This window comes from Nocardia sp. NPDC004260 (assembly GCF_053603155.1).
This window is the reverse complement of the sequence record NZ_JBSGEZ010000069.1, coordinates 22,056-38,551: the sequence shown is the minus strand read 5'-3', so window position 1 is coordinate 38,551 and position 16,496 is coordinate 22,056. Positions and strand designations below refer to the sequence as shown.

Genomic DNA, 16,496 nt, shown 5'->3' with positions numbered 1-16,496 from the left:
AGGACGTGGCGGTCCACGCAGTTGTAGGCGACGTTGAGCTTGCCGCCGACGAACCATTTCGCCACCGGAGCCTCGCTCCAGTCCAGCACCTGGGTCCACGGCTGCTCCCAGTGCAGCCTGCGAGCCTGTTCGGCCCAGAACTCCAGCCGATCGGACCGCGCCCGGTCGTACAGCGCCTCGCTCGCGTTCGCCTCGGCGGCGAAGTCCGCGGCGGGCGGGTAGGCGGTGGTGTCGCGGTCATCGGTGGTTGCGCTGGTCACGCGAGATCTCCTAACGAAAGAACAGAGGGGACGAGGAATGCCGGGCAGTGCTCAGTGCACCACCGCCTTCTCGGCGCCGACGCCGGTGAGCGAGCGGACTTCCATCTCCGCGGCCTTGGCCGGGTCCTCGGTCTTGCCTCCCACGAAGGTGCCGATGATGCCGAGCAGGAACGCCAACGGGATGGAAACGATGCCCGGATTGGACAGCGGGAACCAGTCGAAGTCCGAACCGGGCAGCATGGCGGTCTTGCTGCCCGATACCGCGGGGGAGAACACGATCAGCACGATCGTCGAGATCAGACCGCCGTACATGCTCCACAGCGCGCCGGTGGTGTTGAACCGCCGCCAGAACAGCGAGTAGAGGATGGTCGGCAGGTTCGCCGACGCCGCGACCGCGAACGCCAGCGCCACCAGGAAGGCGACGTTCTGGCCGTTGGCCAGGATGCCCAGCGCGATGGCCAATATGCCGATCACCACCGCGGTGATCCGGGAGACCCGGACCTGTTCGCGCTCACCGGCTTTCCCGCGCTTGATGACATTCGCGTAGATGTCATGGGCGAACGACGCCGACGCCGTGATGGTCAGGCCCGCCACCACCGCGAGGATGGTGGCGAAGGCGACCGCGGAGATCACCCCGAGCAGCACCACGCCGCCGAGTTCGAAGGCCAGCAGCGGCGCGGCCGAGTTCTGCCCACCCGCGGCCGCGAGAATGCGATCCGGCCCGACGATCGCCGCCGCGCCGTAGCCCAGGACCAGGGTGAACAGGTAGAACGCGCCGATCAGGCCGATCGCCCAGACCACCGAGCGCCGCGCCTCTTTGGCGGTGGGCACGGTGTAGAAGCGCATCAGCACGTGCGGCAGGCCCGCGGTGCCGAGCACCAACGCCAGGCCGAGCGAGAGGAAGTTGAGCTTCGAGGTCTCGCTGCCGCCGTACTGCGCGCCGGGTGCGAGCACGTCGCGCGCGGCGACGGCCTTGTTCGCCGAACCCGAGACCGCTTCCTGCGCGGAGCCGAGGATCTCGGAGAAGTCGAAACCGAACTTGGCGAACACCATGACGGTCATCAGCGCCGCGCCCACGATCAGCAGCACGGCCTTGATGATCTGCACCCATGTGGTCCCCTTCATGCCGCCGACCAGGACGTACACGATCATCAGCACGCCGACGACGGCGATCACGATGGACTGCCCGGTCTTGTCGGTGACATCCAGCAGCAGCGCGACCAGTCCGCCCGCGCCCGCCATCTGCGCGAGCAGGTAGAACAGCGACACCGTCAGCGTGGACAGTGCCGCGGCGGTGCGCACCGGGCCTTCCTTCAGCCGGAAGCTCAGCACATCGGCCATGGTGAATTTGCCGGTGTTGCGGAGCATCTCGGCGACCAGCAGCAACGCGACCAGCCAGGCGACCAGGAATCCGATCGAGTAGAGGAATCCGTCGTAGCCGTAGACCGCGATGGCGCCCGCGATGCCGAGGAAGCTGGCGGCCGAGAGGTAGTCGCCCGCGATGGCGACGCCGTTCTGCGGACCGGAGAAGCCGCGCCCGCCGGTGAAGTAGTCGGCGGCCGTGGCGTTGTTCCGGCTGGCGCGGATCACCACGATCATCGTGATCGCGACGAAGACGCCGAAGATGGCGATATTGGCGACCGGGTTGCCGACCGTCGCCGCCGCCGCGTAGGTGTGCACGGTGTTCATGCCCGGTCTCCCTCGAGGTAGCCACGGATTTTCGCTGCGCGCGGATCCAGTTCTCGGTTGGCGAACCGGACGTACAGCGCGGTGATGGCGAAGGTGGAGACGAATTGGCCGAGGCCGAGCAGCAATCCGGCGTTGATCTCGCCGAAGACGGGGCGGCTCATGAAGTCGTGCGCGTAGGCGCCGAGCAGGACATAACCGAGGTACCAGAGCAGGAACAGCGCGGTCATCGGAAAGACGAAGCGGCGCAATCGCGTTCGCAGTTCCTGGAATTGGGGGCTCGCCTGGACTTCGGCGAATTCTGCTGCGCTCGGCGCTCGCCGCCCGGCGGTGTCGTCGAGTTCGGTACTGGTCATGCTGGTCCTACCCAAGTGATGTGGCTTACTTCTCGAGGACGGTAAGCCAGGGATAGGGGCCACCAGTAGGCTGTGGTGTGGGTCACTCCGCGAAGGTGTCCGAATCTGCGGTGAGCGGTCGGTACGGCGCGACGAACGGTCGGCGCGTGACCCCTCAGTCCGAACGCAGGCTGCGCTCGCGGTCCGCGCCCATGCCCAAGCGCTCCGGCGCGTGCATCCGGACGAAGATCCGGCTCACCGTCCTCGCGCCGAGCCCACGGGTGAACGAACTCACCAGCACCATGGTGGCGAACGCCAGCGGCACGCTGATCGCCGCCGGATAGCTCAGCAACGCGGCGGGCCAGCCGCCCGCCACGTCGTCGGAGAAGCCGCCGGTGACCGAGACGGCGGTCGCGGCGCCCGCCGCGAGCCCGCCCGCGACCAGACCGGCCGCCGCGCCCGTCGCGGTCAGCCCGCGCCACCAGATGCCCAGGACCAGCAGCGGGCACAGCGTGGAGGCGGCCACGGCGAAGGCCAGGCCGACGGTGCGGGACAGATCCAGCGACACCACCGTCAGCGACAGCGCCAGCGGTACCGAGCCCGCGACCAGTGCGGCCGTGCGGAAGTCCCGGATGCGACCGCGCAGCATGTCGGTGCTGAGCACGCCCGCGATGCTCACCAGCAGCCCCGACGAGGTGGACAGGAACGCGGCGATCGCGCCCGCCGCGGCCAGCGCCGCGAGCAGCTGACCAGGCAGCCCAGCGACCACCGACCCGGGCAGCAGTACCACCGCGGCGTCGGAGGTTCCGGTGATCAGCAGTTGCGGCACGTACAGCCGGGCGAAAACGCCCAGCAGGACGGGGAACAGATAGAAGAGGCCGACCAGGCCGATCACCGCTAGCGCGGTCGCGCGCGCGGCCCGCCCGTCGGGGTTGGTGTAGAAGCGCACCAGCACGTGCGGAAGGCCCATGGTGCCGAGGAAGGTCGCCAGGATCAACGAATAGACCTGGTAGCTGGGATGCGGCCCGCCGAGTCCGCCGCCCGGCGTCAGCCAGCCCGCGCCGTCGGCGGGGGCGCCGGCCACCACCGGCACCGCCGCTCCGGCCTCGAGCACCAATCGCGTCCCCGCCGCCAGTTCGTGCGTGCCGGGCGTCAGCGGCACCGTGCCGTCGACGGCGTGCTCGTCGATGGTTCCCGTGATCGAAACCTGTTGCGGCGCACCGACCCGCACCACCACGTCGGTGGTCACGTCGACGGTCGTGCGTTCGGACACCACCGGCGGTGCGGGCGCGCCGAGCTCCCGCTGGTCGGCGAGGAAGTGCCCGAGCAGCACCAGCGCGGGCAGTGCCACCGCGGTCAGCTTCAACCAGTACTGGAACGCCTGGACCAAGGTGATCGAGCGCATCCCGCCACCCACCACATTGGCGATCACGATCGCGCCCACCGCCACCGCGCCCACCCAGTCCGGCACCCCGAGCAAGATGTGCAGCGTCAGGCCCGCCCCTTGGAACTGCGGGATGAGATACACCGCGCAGATGAGCACGACGACGGTGGCGGCGAGTCTGCGTAAACGCACCGAGCCCAAGCGGAATTCGGCGAAGTCGGGCACCGTGTACGCGCCGGAACGGCGCAGCGGGGCGGCGACGAACAGCAGCAGCGCCAGGTATCCGGCGGTGAAGCCGACCGGGTACCACAGCGCGTCCGCGCCGTATTTCGCGATCAACCCGGCGACCCCGAGAAACGAGGCGGCCGAGAGGTATTCGCCGGAGATCGCGGCCGCGTTCCAGCGCGGCCCCACGCTGCGCGAGGCGACGAGGAAATCGGAGGTGGTGCGCGCGAGCCGCACGCCGTACGCGCCGATCGCGACGGTCGCGAGGGCTGCGAGGATCAGCGCCGCGACCGTCAGCGCGTGCGCCGTGCCAGAAGTCATGACATACCTCCGCGTGGGTCGGCGCGGTATCCGGTCAACGCGACACCTCGGCCGCGTGAGCGGAGCGGTTCAGTGCGCCCCGAGGCCCGGGTCGCGGGCGTGGTCGACGCACCAGAGGAGTACCTCCGGGTGGGTCGGCCGGATTCGCGCGATACCCGGTCTTCGCGACCCCTTGGCCGGCGGGCGAGCGAAACGGTCACCTGTGCGCCGAGTCTCGTGTCACCGGCGTGCGGGAAGCGCCCACACTCGAAGAAGATCGCCGCGGCGGCCGGATGCCCCAGCGAGAGCCGGGCACCCGCGACGGATGCGCCGCTCGGAGGACACCCAAGATCACGCGCCGCGTCCACACGGGCCGAGCTGGTCCCATGGTGGCGCACGGGTCGATCCCGCCGTATCCCGATCTCGAACGCGGCGCGCGTTCTCTCGGACCGGGTGCACCGATACGCCGAGCGACGAACGAAGCCCGTCGGGCCGGAGCGCACCGATACCGTGGTCCGCCCCGTGGCAGGCATTCGGGCCGGTCGCACCGTCAGTCCTCGGCCAATTCGAGGAAATCCTGTTCGTTGCGTTCGGCCAGGCGCACGTAGGTCCGGCCGATCAGGAACAGCAGCGGGTACACGGCGCCGCCGAGCAGCAGCCAGGGCAGCCGGATGCCGAGCACCGTGATCGATCCGATCGAACCGGTGCGGAAAAGCACGGGCAGCGCGCACAGCAGCGCGAGCGTCACCAGGCACACGCGCAGCGCGAGCCCGAGTTGCGCGCGGATGAGGCCGCCGATGAGCGCCTCGCCGAACTCGGTCTGCTCGGCGACCTCCACCCTCGTGCGGACCCGGCGCGCGCCGCGTCGCTCGGACAACACCACGCGCTCGCGCACCGGACGCTGCGGTGCGGTCACTGATTGCCCCAGTGTTGCCGGGGTCGGACGAGTCGCTGTTTCAGCTCGCGCACCTGTCGTCGGCTCACCGGCAGTTCGACCGCTTGCGCCTCGCCCTCGGCCCGCAGGCACACCACCGTGCCGGAACCTATCGTGCGCAGCCCGGTGACCAGCCGCAACGCCACCAGATATGAGCGGTGCACCCGCAGGAATCCCGCGTCGTGCCAGCGTGCTTCCAACGCCGACAACGGGATCCGCACCAGATGCGATCCGGCGCTCGTGTGCAGCCGCGCGTAATCCCCGTCGGCTTCCACCCAACTCACGCTCGACCTCGGTACCAGCGTGGTCACTCCGCCCAGTTCCACCGGGATGACTTCGCTCGGATCGGCGCGCTCGTCGGCGGCGGGCCGGTGCGGCGCGCCGCGGGCCGCCGCGATCCGCCGCACCGCCTCGGCGAGGCGCGCTTCGCGCAGCGGCTTGAGCAGGTAGTCGACCGCACCCAGATCGAACGCGGCGATCGCCCGGTCGTCGTGGGCGGTCACGAAGACCACGGCGGGCGGAGTGGCGAACTCCGACAGGATGCCCGCCAACTCCATCCCGTCCAGGCCGGGCATGTTGATGTCCAGGAAGACCGCGTCCACCGGGTGCGCGCGCAGCACCCGCAACGCGCTGGTGGCGTCGCCTGCCGCGTGGATCTCCCCGATCTCGGCCCGCGCGCGCAGCAGATACACCAGCTCGTCCAGAGCGGGTTTCTCGTCGTCCACGGCGAGCACGCGCAGCGCGCCCGCCGACTTGCCGGTAACGCGGGTCACAGTCGCTCCATCGTAAGGGGCCCGTGCCGGGCGGCCGACCGGGTGTCGGCGTGAGGCGGCCTGCTCCCGAGCGTCGCATGCGTCGGCCTCACGGCCGGATGCCTTGTGGGCATGTGTCCGTGCTCCCCGACGTGGCAAGGGTTGGTCTGGCGCCCGCGTCCGGGCGTTGCGTGTGCCGGTCCGATGCTCGGGTATGCGTGCGTGCACGGGCCGCGTTCCCCGGCGTCGCGCGCCGGTCTCACGGCCGGATGCCCGCCCGGAATTTCGGGACGCGCAAGCTGACCTTTGTGCCCGCGCCAGGTGCGGTTTCCACCACGAGGCCGTAGTCGTCGCCGAAGGCCGCGCGCAATCGGTCGTCGACGTTGGCCAGGCCGACGTGCGCGGCCTCTCCGGAGCGCGCGGGGCCGGTCCCGGTGTCGACGGCGTCCAGCGCGCCGGAGCGTAAGAGGTCCGGGTCCATGCCGACGCCGTCGTCCTCGACGCTGATCACACAGTCGGTGCCCGCGTCGGTGGCGACGATGCTGACGGTGCCGCCGTGGGCGGCGCCCGCCAGTCCGTGCCGCACCGCGTTCTCCACCAGCGGCTGGAGCGCGAGGAAGGGGAGGACCACGCCGAGCACCTCGGGCGCGATCCGCAGCCGGACCTGGAGGGCGTCGCCGAAGCGGGCGCGTTCCAACGCGAGGTAGCGCTCGATGTTGCGCAGCTCGTCCGACAGCACCGTGAACTCGCCCGCGGCGCGGAAGGAGTAGCGGGTGAAGTCGGCGAACTCGAGGATCAGCTCGCGGGCCCGCGCCGGATCGGTGCGGACGAACGAGGCGATGGTGTTCAGCGCGTTGTAGATGAAGTGCGGGCTGATCTGCGCCCGCAGCGCGCGCACCTCGGCCCGGTCCAGCCGGGCCCGCGACGCGTCCAGTTCCGGACAGCGCATGCGCGAACGGGCCGAATCCGGCAAACGGGGGCGCGCCGCGGGCGCAGTGCGGCTTGCCGGGAGTTTCGTTCCGGGTCGTGTGCGGCATGGTGGCGGCCGTGGGCGGCACGAGAGCGACACTCGCGGAAATCGGCCGCTCAGACGGCGAGTCGCCAGGACGCGCCGGTGATCTTCCCCACCGACACGCCGGGTGCCCGCGGAGCGCCCGCGAGCCGTTCCGAACCAGTCGGTGCGCCCGCCTAGAATCGGTCCAGCCAACCCCCGTCGAGACCTTGGGAGGAAGGACCGTCTTGGCCGCCTCGTCCGGATCGTTCGTCCATCTGCACAACCACACCGAGTACTCCATGCTCGACGGGGCGGCGAAGATCTCGCCACTGTTCACGGAGGCGAAACGGCTGGGGATGAACGCGGTCGGGATGACCGACCACGGCAACATGTACGGCGCCTCGGAGTTCTACAACTCGGCCAAGAAGCACGACATCAAGCCGATCATCGGCATCGAGGCCTATATCGCGCCCGCCTCGCGGTTCGACACCAAGCGCGTGCAGTGGGGCGATCCGAGCCAGAAGGGCGACGACGTCTCCGGCTCCGGCGCCTACACGCACATGACCATGGTCGCCGAGAACGCGACCGGCCTGCGCAACCTGTTCAAGCTCTCCTCGCTGGCCTCCATCGAGGGGCAGCTCGGCAAGTGGGCGCGCATGGACGCGGAGATCATCGCCCAGTACGCCGAGGGCATCATCGCCACGACCGGCTGCCCCTCCGGCGAGGTGCAGACCCGCCTGCGTCTCGGCCACGACCGTGAGGCGCTGGAGGCCGCCGCGAAGTGGCAGGAGATCTTCGGCAAGGACAATTTCTTCCTCGAGGTCATGGACCACGGCCTGTCCATCGAGCGACGGGTGCGCGAGGGGCTGCTGAACGTCGGCAAGCAGCTGGGCATTCCGCCGCTGGCCACGAACGACTGCCACTACGTCACCAAGGACCAGTCGAGCAACCACGAGGCGCTGCTGTGTGTGCAGACCGGCAAGACGCTGTCGGACCCCACCCGGTTCAAATTCGACGGTGACGGCTACTACCTGAAATCCGCCGAGGAGATGCGCGCGCTCTGGGAAGCCGAGGTGCCCGGCGCGTGCGACAACACGGTGCTGATCGGCGAGCGGGTCCAGTCCTACGACGACGTATGGGCCTTCAAGGACCGCATGCCGGTCTTCCCGGTACCCGAGGGCGAGGACCAGGATTCCTGGCTGCGCAAAGAGGTCGACCGAGGCCTGGCGCGCCGGTTCCCGGGCGGTGTGCCCGAGGAGTACTACACCCGCGCCTACTTCGAACTCGACGTCATCAAGCAGAAGGGCTTCCCCGCCTACTTCCTCGTCGTCGGCGACCTCGTCAAGCACGCGCGGGAGGTCGGCATCCGGGTCGGTCCCGGCCGTGGTTCGGCGGCCGGTTCGCTGGTGGCCTACGCGCTCGGCATCACCAATATCGACCCGCTGCCGCACGGCCTGCTGTTCGAGCGGTTCCTCAACCCGGAGCGCCCGTCCGCGCCTGATATCGATATCGACTTCGACGATCGCCGCCGCGGTGAGATGGTCCGCTACGCCACCGAGAAGTGGGGCACCGACCGGGTCGCCCAGGTGATCACCTTCGGCACCATCAAGACCAAGGCCGCGATCAAGGACTCGGCGCGCGTCCAGTTCGGCCAGCCCGGTTTCGCCATCGCCGACCAGATCTCCAAGGCGCTGCCGCCGCCGATCATGGCCAAGGACATCCCGTTGTCGGGCATCATGGATCCCGATCACGAGCGGTACAAAGAGGCGGCCGAGGTCCGCGAGCTCATCGGCAGCAACCCGGATGTGGCCAAGATCTACGAGACCGCGCGCGGTCTGGAGGGCCTGATCCGCAACGCCGGTGTGCACGCCTGCGCGGTGATCATGTCCTCCGAGCCGTTGATGGACGCGATCCCGGTGTGGAAACGGCCCCAGGACGGGGCGATCATCACCGGCTGGGACTACCCGTCCTGCGAGGCCATCGGCCTGCTGAAGATGGACTTCCTCGGCCTGCGCAACCTCACCGTCATCGGTGACGCGCTGGACAACATCAAGGCCAACCGCGGCATCGACCTGGACATGGACAACCTGCCGCTGGACGATCCCGCGACCTACGAATTGCTCTCGCGCGGTGACACGCTCGGCGTCTTCCAGCTCGACGGCGGCCCCATGCGCGACCTGCTGCGCCGCATGCAGCCCACCGGCTTCAACGACATCGTCGCCGTGCTCGCGCTGTACCGGCCCGGCCCGATGGGCATGAACGCGCACAACGACTACGCCGACCGCAAGAACGGGCGGCAGCCGATCAAGCCGATCCATCCCGAGCTGGAGGAGCCGCTCAAGGACATCCTCGCCGAGACCTACGGCCTGATCGTCTACCAAGAGCAGATCATGTTCATCGCGCAGAAGGTCGCCTCCTACTCGATGGGCAAGGCCGACGCGCTGCGCAAGGCCATGGGTAAGAAGAAGCTCGAGGTGCTCGAGGCCGAATACAAGGGCTTTCACGAGGGCATGACCGCGAACGGCTTCTCCGAGGCCGCGGTGAAGGCGCTGTGGGACACCATCCTTCCGTTCGCAGGCTACGCGTTCAACAAGTCGCACGCCGCGGGCTACGGCCTCGTCTCGTTCTGGACCGCCTACCTCAAGGCCAACTATCCGGCCGAGTACATGGCGGGCCTGCTCACCTCCGTCGGTGACGACAAGGACAAGGCCGCGGTCTACCTGTCCGACTGCCGCCGTCTCGGCATCACCGTGCTTCCGCCGGACGTCAACGAGTCCGAGCAGAACTTCGCCTCGGTCGGCAAGGACATCCGCTTCGGTCTCGGCGCGGTGCGCAACGTCGGCGCGAACGTCGTAGCCTCGATCATCCAGGCGCGCAAGGAGAAGTCGAAGTTCACCGACTTCTCCGACTACCTGAACAAGATCGACGCGATCGCCGCGAGCAAGAAGGTCACCGAATCGCTGATCAAGGCGGGCGGTTTCGACTCCCTCGGGCATCCGCGCAAGGGTCTGATGCTGATCCACTCGGATGCCATCGATGCCGTCATGGCCACCAAGAAGGCCGAGGCGATGGGTCAATTCGACCTGTTCGGCGGCTTGGACGCGGACGAGTCGGTGACCTCGGTGTTCAACGTGAAGGTGCCCGAGGACGAGTGGGAGTCCAAGCACCGGCTCGCGCTGGAGCGGGAGATGCTCGGGCTGTACGTATCCGGGCATCCGCTCAACGGCGTCGAGCACGTGCTCGCCGCGCAGGCCGACACGCAGATTCCCGCCATCCTGGAAGGCGACATCAAGGACGGCACTCAGGTGACCGTCGGCGGCATCCTGGCCTCGGTGAACCGGCGCATCAACAAGAACGGTCTGGCCTGGGCTTCGGCGCAGCTGGAAGACCTCACCGGTGGCATCGAGGTGCTGTTCTTCCCGCAGTCGTACTCGGTGTACGGGATGGACGTCGTCGAGGACGCCGTGGTGCTGGTCAAGGCGCGTGTCTCGGTCCGCGACGACCGGATCTCGTTGATCGCCAACGATCTCGCCGTGCCGGACCTCTCCGCCGTCGGCGTGGCCAAGCCGCTCGCGGTCACCGTCACCACCCGCATGTGCACACCGGACAAGATCGGCGAGCTCAAGCGCGTCTTGTCCCGGCACCCCGGCACGTCGGACGTCCATATCCGGCACGTCGGCGCCCGGGACAAGACCACGCTGCTGAAACTCGATGAGCGCCTGCGCGTCTCACCGTCCTCGGCACTGATGGGCGACCTCAAGGCGTTGCTCGGCCCCGGCTGCCTGGCCGGCTGATCGGCGGATTCCGCACAGTCGGGTTCGGGTCGGCAGTCGGGCTGTCCGGCGGTTGTGTGACCCGCGGCGATGCCGGCCCGGTCACCGGCCGCTCGCGCCGTCGTCGGGCGGCGTGGGGCCGGTGCGATCGACCCGACGGCCGCGGTCTCGCCGCAATCCGAAAGCAACGGTGTCGGCGCATCCGCCGATGCGCCGACACCACGGACCCCGCCGGATCCAGCCCGGCCCCGATCAGCCGCCAGTATCGCCGATCGGCCGCGTGCCGGCCTCACGTGCGCCTCGCCGCGGCGCGGAGACGGAACGGCACCCGTCAGTGCGAATGGTCACCGCTCCCGCTCTGAGCGATCACCGTTGAGCGGCAAGGCAAGCTCGTCGAGCGGCGCGGGCCTCGGCGACGAACAGTTCTGGTTGTTCCCACGCGGCGAAATGACCACCGCGCGCGGGCTGTCCCCAGTGCACGATGTTGGTGAAGCGCTTGGCTGCCCAGCGCTGTGACGGGCGAGGCACCTCGGCGGGGAACACGCTGCCGGCTGTCGGCACCGTGATCTGGTCGCCGACCGCGGTGGTGAACCATTCGGTGACTTCGGTGATGCTCTCCCAGTAGAGGCGAGTGGAGGAAGCGCCGGTCGCGGTCACCCAGTAGAGCATCACGTTGTCCAATACCCGGTCGCGGTCCAAGACGGTGTCGAGGTCATCTTCGTGGTCGCTCCAGGTCCAGACCTTTTCCATGATCCACGCGCACAGCGCGGCCGGTGAGTCCAGTAACCCATAACCCAGAGTTTGCGGGCGCGTGGCGTGGACCGCCGAGTAGGCGGATCCGGTGCGGGTGCGTTCCTCGAGATCGCTGAGGGCCCGCCGTTCGGCCTCGGTGAGGTGCGCTTCGGTGCGCTCGGGTGCGGCCAGCGGTGGGATGAGGTGCAATCCGAGCAGCCTGTGCGGTTGCTGCAACGCGATGCTGGTGGAGATGCTGCTGCCCCAGTCGCTGCCTGCGGCTATGAATTTCTCGTAGCCGAGCCGGGTCGTCAACTCGGCCCAGGCGCGTGCGATGCGGTGGATGCCCCAGCCCGGCTCGGTGGGACGACCGCTGAAGCCGTAGCCTGGCAGGGACGGCGCGACGACGTGGAACGCGTCGGCCGGATCGCCGCCGTACGCTGCCGGATCGGTGAGCGGGCCGAGGACTTGCTCGAACTCCAGGAACGAGCCGGGCCAGCCGTGAGTGAGGACGAGCGGGACGGCTTCCGGATACGGAGAACGGACGTGGAGCGCGTGTATCGGCACGCTGTCGATCTCGGTGACGATCTGCGGAATTCGGTTCAGCCGCGCTTCGGTGGCCGACCAGTCGTATTCGTCGGCCCAGTACCGGCACAGCTCTCGCAGATACGACAGCGGCACACCTTGGGACCAGTCCGTGACCGGCTCACGCTCCGGCCACCGGGTGCGACGGAGCCGTTCGCGTAGGTCACGCAGATCAGCCTCGGGGATATCGATCCGGTAGCGACGAACGCGGTCGGTCATGGTTGTTCTCTCTGCTCTGCCGGTGGAACGGTTTTCACCAGTTGGCGCGCCAGGCCCAGGTAACGGAGTTCGATCCCGACGCCTCCGGTGCGGGGAATCCGCATCCGAGCGGATCACCACATCAACTCGGCGGCAATGGAACCGGCCCCGTCCATTGTCCAGCCCTCGGCAGTGCGGTCCGGCTCTACGCTCGGTCAGGCCCGCGTTCCACCCGCGCTGTCGGTGTGGTCCGACCACCGGAAGACCCGGAGCGGATGTGCGGCAACGGAATCGGAGTGCGAGCTGCCGCGTCTCCGATTCCGTCATGCGCGTGGATTCCTCCGGCGGGTGTGATGGCGCGATCGGGATCTCCGCACGAGACCACCGGCGGATTCGATACTCCGATCGTCGATGTCGCCGCCCGCGGGATGATGGGGCGCGACTGGTAAGTCATGTGCCCGGCGGCCGGAAAGGATCCGTCCGCCGGACACCCCCGGATGCGTTCAGCTCTCGACCGGAAGTCCGGCGTCGGTCCAATCCTGGATGCCTTCACGGTACTTCCGGACGTTGGTGTAGCCGAGAGCCTCCAGCTTGGTGGCCACGTGCTGGCTGTTGGCGCAGGCGGCATTCGAGCAGTAGGTGACGATCGCGGCGTCCTTCGCCGGAAGCAGTTGCGGGGCTTTGGTTTCCACGTCGGCTTCGACCAGGTTGAGCGCGCCGGGAAGATGCGCTTCGGCGTAGTACTCGGCGCCGAGCGCGTCGATGACGGTCACCGAACCCGCCTCGATCTGCTCGGCGAGTTCCTGGCGCGTGATCAGTTCGGTCATGGCAGTGCTCCTTCGGGGGGCGAAAATTTATGTGCGTGCGCACGCTATTACATATGTGCGTGTGCACGCAACTGGTTATGCTTCGATTCGTGCCGAATTCCGTGAACCGTGCCCACCCGGCCGTCCGCGCGTGGTCCGCGCTGCTTCAGGTACACGCCAAGCTGGTGCCGGAGCTGGACGCGGAACTGCGTCGCGCCACCGCGCTGCCCTTGACCTGGTACGACGTACTTCTCGAGCTCGACGGACCGCGACAGCTGCGGGTGAGCGATCTCGGCGAACGGGTGGTGCTGAGCCGGACGCGGGTGAGTCGGCTGATCGGCGAGCTGGAGTCACATGGCTTGGTGCGCCGGGAGGCCAATCCGGATGACGGGCGTTCAGCGTTCGTGAGCATCACCGAGGCCGGTCGGCAGCGGCTGCGGGAGGCCGCTCCGCACTACCTGGCCGGGATCGAACGCCGGTTCAGCGGCCTCGGCCCGGACGAACTCGAAGCTCTGGCCGGGGCGCTACGCAAGGCGCTGGGCCCAGCCGACCTGCCCGATCCGAAGCGTTAGCGATCCGGTCGCCGCCGTCTCGCGCTGACGCTGCGCGCGGTCCTGCTCCTGTGCTGCCACCCGGCGCTGACGCCCGATCGGCTGACCGGCGCTCGAAGCCCTTGATCGATCCCTGGTCGTCGCCATCGTGCCCCGCGCAAGCCCGCCCAGGACATCTCCGAGGCAGGCAGCTCGAATGCCACAGGCAGCCTCGGCGCTGGAAGACCGCACCGGTAGGGTTCTGTGCTCACCGGCCGCTGCGGTGATGGCGACTTCGAGGCCCTGCTCGGCCCGGGGCGATGCGGCGGGGTCATGCGCGGTCAGGAATCGAGCCACTGCTCGATCTGTCGAGACTTGCGGCGGACATGACCACGTCAGCGTTTCCGCCGTCCAGCAACTTCCACTCGTGTGGTGACACCGGACCGCGCAGGCAGGCAATCGCCCGCTCGCGTGGCACGGGCGGTGAGGTCGCGGAACCGTCCGGGTCCGGTGTGGCCGTTTCGGTCAGGAATCGAGCCACTGCTCGATGTGCTCCGCGTTCGCGGTGGAGATGACGACGTCACCGTTTTCCGCGTCCAGCAGCTTCCAGTCGTGCGGTGGCACTGGATCGCGCATCAAGCAGTAGCCCGCTCTCGTGGCGCGGGTGATGAGGTCGCGGAAACGTTCGCAGTTCGGGTCCGGTGCGATCGCTTCGGTTCGATTCATGAGGGGCTGCTCCATGGGCGATGTTGTCGTGCGGAATCCGGCGTGATGCGCCCGGCGGCGACCAGTGCGGCGAACGCGGCGCGCTTGCGGGCGCAGTCGTGATCGCGGTGCAACTGCATGGCGCGGTGTGCTGTGGTGATGGTCAGCGGCTGGGTGGGTGTAGTACATGTCCACGCTTCCGGCCACGGGATCGGGCGTGAGTGGCCCGCGTAGGGATGGGCTTGCGTTCGGCCGAGACACGGTGCTGCTGGTCGGTCGGCCACAAGCACCCGACGCCGAGCAGCGCCGCGCCGCATCCGGCGAAGACCGCCGCGACACTCGACATCGCGGCCCATATCCCCACGCCCGCTCACCGCTGGCAGCCGTCGCCGGCACGCAGGTCCTCGGCGAGCTCGTTCAGTCCATCGAGAACCCGCTGGAATGTCCGAAGTTCCGGCCCGCCGTCACCGAACGGCGCGTGGTCGGCGGGCTCGGCCGGGAAGGCGACACCGCGCCGATATGCGCGTTCGCGCGGGCTCAGCTCCTGCGGAACGATGCGGCCGTGCCGCACCAACGTGTAGTAGGCGACCCACTTCCACGCGCACCGATCGACCCGGCACGCACGGTGACGCCGCATAAGCCGGTGCGCCAACTCGACATCGGCCGAGCCGCAAATACTCGGCGGCGCAACGACCAAGCCGCTTCCCCTCATTTCACGCAAACCTTTCGTCTCCTTCCTGAGTGATGTCGCGAGTGGCACATGGCTGCGGCATTTCGCGAGTAGACCTCTCCACCATGTGCCGTTGATCTTGAAGTGGTCGAGTGTTTCGGCCGCGCTGGGTGATTTCGTAGCGATTGTTTCGGGGGCCGGTCATGATGAGTTCGTGACGGACCAGGCTCGGCAGAGCTCGGTGGGTCTTCCATTCGATGAGGTCGGCCGACATCTTGATCTGATGTGCGGTGAGCATGAGAGGCTTCCATGTCGCTGGGCCATGCGGCTATGTTGCTGCACGCGAACAGCATTCGAGTGGCTAAAGCGGACGGTCCGATGAAGTCGGCCATTCGCGCAGAGCCCGGACCGGTCCACATGTAGTCCGACGTCCGAAACGGACCGGAACCTGGGCCGTTTCGGACCGAACAGGGGAAAAGGGAGCGATGGGGAAGGACGATCAGCCTGGTTCGACATTGCCGCGTCGGCAACTCGGGCGGGCATTGCGGGAAGCTCGCGAGGGTGCGGGGTTCACGCTCGAGCGGGCCGCGCAGCTAATGGAGATGGGCAAGACCTCGGTCGGTCGGATCGAGAAGGGGCAGAACGACAAGGTCCGGCTACGTGACGTAGAGGCGTTCGGTAAGTTGTATGGACTCGACGGGACGCAGATCGATGAGCTGAAAGCCCTTGCGCAGCAATCAGCGACAAAATCGTGGTGGCAGTCATCGCGGCATCTGCTTCTGCCTGGATACAACACGTATCTAGGGCTAGAGTCCGCTGCATCGCATTTGCATTTCTATCAACCGTTGGTCATGCCAGGCCTTTTACAGGCAAAGGATTATGCGACAGCCATCGAGGGACCGATTTCCCCGGCAGAGACGGCTGCGGACATCGAAAGGCGCGTAATCCTGCGGTTGCAGCGGTCGGCCATCCTCACTCGCCACTACAGCCCTGTGCAGGCCGAATTCCTACTGCACCAAAGTGTGCTACACACAATCGTTGGATCGCCGCGCACAATGGCCTTGCAGCTACGGCACACAGCTGACTTAGGTACACGTGAGAACGTGACTGTCCGTATCCTGCCGTATTCGGCGGGCCATCCGGGGCGCCACGTAGCAACTCCGTACATAGTTTTGGACTTCCCGCGAGACGCTCGCGGCTACGTGGAGCCATCCGTCGTCTACACCGAAAGCATCATCGGGCGTATGTTTTTCGAGGATGACACCGATGTGAACCAGTTCCGTGTAGTACACGAGTCCCTCCGGGCCGCCGCTCTGGAGGAACAAGCGTCGAGAGACCTTCTCAGGAAGACAGCAAGGAGTTACGAGCAGTGAACATCGACCTATCCGGCGCGCAGTGGTTCAAGTCGAGCCGCAGCACCGGCCAAGAAGCGTGCGTCGAAGTCGCCTGGCTCGAGGCAGGGCATGTCGGTGTCCGGGATTCGAAGAACCCGACCGGTCGGGCGTTGATCTTCGCGCCGGGCCAGTGGGATGCCTTCACTGCTGGCGTCCGTGCAGGAGAGTCGCCCCGACCGGCCTGAACTGGATTCCCGCATCGGTCAACCGCGGCCCTGCGCCCGATCAGCACT

Annotated in this window: 15 protein-coding genes and 1 pseudogene; 4 read left to right on the top strand and 12 right to left on the bottom strand. The window is 67.9% G+C overall.

Features of this window, described 5'->3' with window-relative positions; genetic code table 11:
• The 7 genes and pseudogenes from ACWEO7_RS30430 to ACWEO7_RS30400 all read right to left on the bottom strand — a co-directional run.
• On the bottom strand, positions 1-260 hold a 260-nt coding region (locus ACWEO7_RS30430; RefSeq protein ID WP_452358334.1), incomplete at its 3' end, for an acetyl-coenzyme A synthetase N-terminal domain-containing protein.
• A gap of 51 nt (positions 261-311) precedes the next feature.
• Positions 312-1,949 carry a solute symporter family protein gene (locus tag ACWEO7_RS30425; RefSeq protein ID WP_379255693.1) on the bottom strand — a complete coding sequence of 546 codons (1,638 nt, stop codon included), beginning with the start codon at positions 1,947-1,949 and terminating at the stop codon, positions 312-314.
• Complete coding sequence (locus tag ACWEO7_RS30420; RefSeq protein ID WP_355078337.1) at positions 1,946-2,302, bottom strand: DUF485 domain-containing protein; 357 nt, start codon at positions 2,300-2,302, stop codon at positions 1,946-1,948. The genes ACWEO7_RS30425 and ACWEO7_RS30420 overlap by 4 nt, the downstream gene beginning before the upstream one ends.
• Before the next feature lie 154 nt (positions 2,303-2,456).
• Positions 2,457-4,211, bottom strand: coding sequence for a sodium/solute symporter (locus ACWEO7_RS30415; protein WP_452428297.1), 1,755 nt, complete (start codon positions 4,209-4,211; stop codon positions 2,457-2,459).
• Between the two features lie 529 nt (positions 4,212-4,740).
• Complete coding sequence (locus ACWEO7_RS30410; protein ID WP_452428295.1) at positions 4,741-5,106, bottom strand: hypothetical protein; 366 nt, start codon at positions 5,104-5,106, stop codon at positions 4,741-4,743.
• Positions 5,103-5,897, bottom strand: coding sequence for a LytR/AlgR family response regulator transcription factor (locus ACWEO7_RS30405; RefSeq protein ID WP_452428294.1), 795 nt, complete (start codon positions 5,895-5,897; stop codon positions 5,103-5,105). The genes ACWEO7_RS30410 and ACWEO7_RS30405 overlap by 4 nt, the downstream gene beginning before the upstream one ends.
• Positions 5,898-6,135: 238 nt before the next feature.
• Positions 6,136-6,816: pseudogene (locus ACWEO7_RS30400) on the bottom strand (sensor histidine kinase); the annotation flags it as partial.
• A 299-nt stretch (positions 6,817-7,115) separates the two neighbouring features.
• Here ACWEO7_RS30400 and dnaE point away from each other — a divergent pair.
• Positions 7,116-10,664, top strand: coding sequence for a DNA polymerase III subunit alpha (dnaE, locus tag ACWEO7_RS30395; protein WP_450026042.1), 3,549 nt, complete (start codon positions 7,116-7,118; stop codon positions 10,662-10,664).
• Positions 10,665-11,009: 345 nt separating this feature from the next.
• Here dnaE and ACWEO7_RS30390 read toward each other — a convergent pair whose 3' ends face one another.
• Positions 11,010-12,179 (bottom strand): epoxide hydrolase family protein, encoded by a 1,170-nt coding sequence (locus ACWEO7_RS30390; protein ID WP_452428292.1) that lies wholly within the window; start codon positions 12,177-12,179, stop codon positions 11,010-11,012.
• A 482-nt stretch (positions 12,180-12,661) separates the two neighbouring features.
• Positions 12,662-12,985, bottom strand: a complete 324-nt coding sequence (locus ACWEO7_RS30385) for a rhodanese-like domain-containing protein (protein ID WP_452428290.1) — start codon at positions 12,983-12,985, stop codon at positions 12,662-12,664.
• Between the two features lie 89 nt (positions 12,986-13,074).
• On the opposite strand from ACWEO7_RS30385, the gene ACWEO7_RS30380 reads away from it, so the two are divergent.
• Positions 13,075-13,536, top strand: coding sequence for a MarR family winged helix-turn-helix transcriptional regulator (locus tag ACWEO7_RS30380; RefSeq protein WP_452428289.1), 462 nt, complete (start codon positions 13,075-13,077; stop codon positions 13,534-13,536).
• 483 nt (positions 13,537-14,019) lie between these two features.
• Here ACWEO7_RS30380 and ACWEO7_RS30375 read toward each other — a convergent pair whose 3' ends face one another.
• From ACWEO7_RS30375 to ACWEO7_RS30365, 3 genes are all read right to left on the bottom strand, one after another.
• Positions 14,020-14,220 carry a hypothetical protein gene (locus ACWEO7_RS30375; protein ID WP_452428287.1) on the bottom strand — a complete coding sequence of 67 codons (201 nt, stop codon included), beginning with the start codon at positions 14,218-14,220 and terminating at the stop codon, positions 14,020-14,022.
• 349 nt (positions 14,221-14,569) lie between these two features.
• Positions 14,570-14,911 (bottom strand): hypothetical protein, encoded by a 342-nt coding sequence (locus ACWEO7_RS30370; RefSeq protein WP_452428285.1) that lies wholly within the window; start codon positions 14,909-14,911, stop codon positions 14,570-14,572.
• A gap of 1 nt (position 14,912) precedes the next feature.
• On the bottom strand, positions 14,913-15,167 hold the full coding sequence (locus ACWEO7_RS30365) for a hypothetical protein (RefSeq protein ID WP_452428283.1): 255 nt from the start codon (positions 15,165-15,167) through the stop codon (positions 14,913-14,915).
• Positions 15,168-15,354: 187 nt separating this feature from the next.
• Between ACWEO7_RS30365 and ACWEO7_RS30360 the strand changes: the two genes are divergently transcribed.
• Together ACWEO7_RS30360 and ACWEO7_RS30355 are read left to right on the top strand one after the other, a co-directional pair.
• Positions 15,355-16,242, top strand: a complete 888-nt coding sequence (locus tag ACWEO7_RS30360; protein ID WP_452428281.1) for a helix-turn-helix domain-containing protein — start codon at positions 15,355-15,357, stop codon at positions 16,240-16,242.
• Entirely contained in the window at positions 16,239-16,448 is a 210-nt protein-coding gene (locus tag ACWEO7_RS30355; RefSeq protein ID WP_452428279.1) for a DUF397 domain-containing protein, read from the top strand. Before ACWEO7_RS30360 ends, ACWEO7_RS30355 begins: the two co-directional genes overlap by 4 nt.
• Positions 16,449-16,496 lie beyond the last annotated feature (48 nt).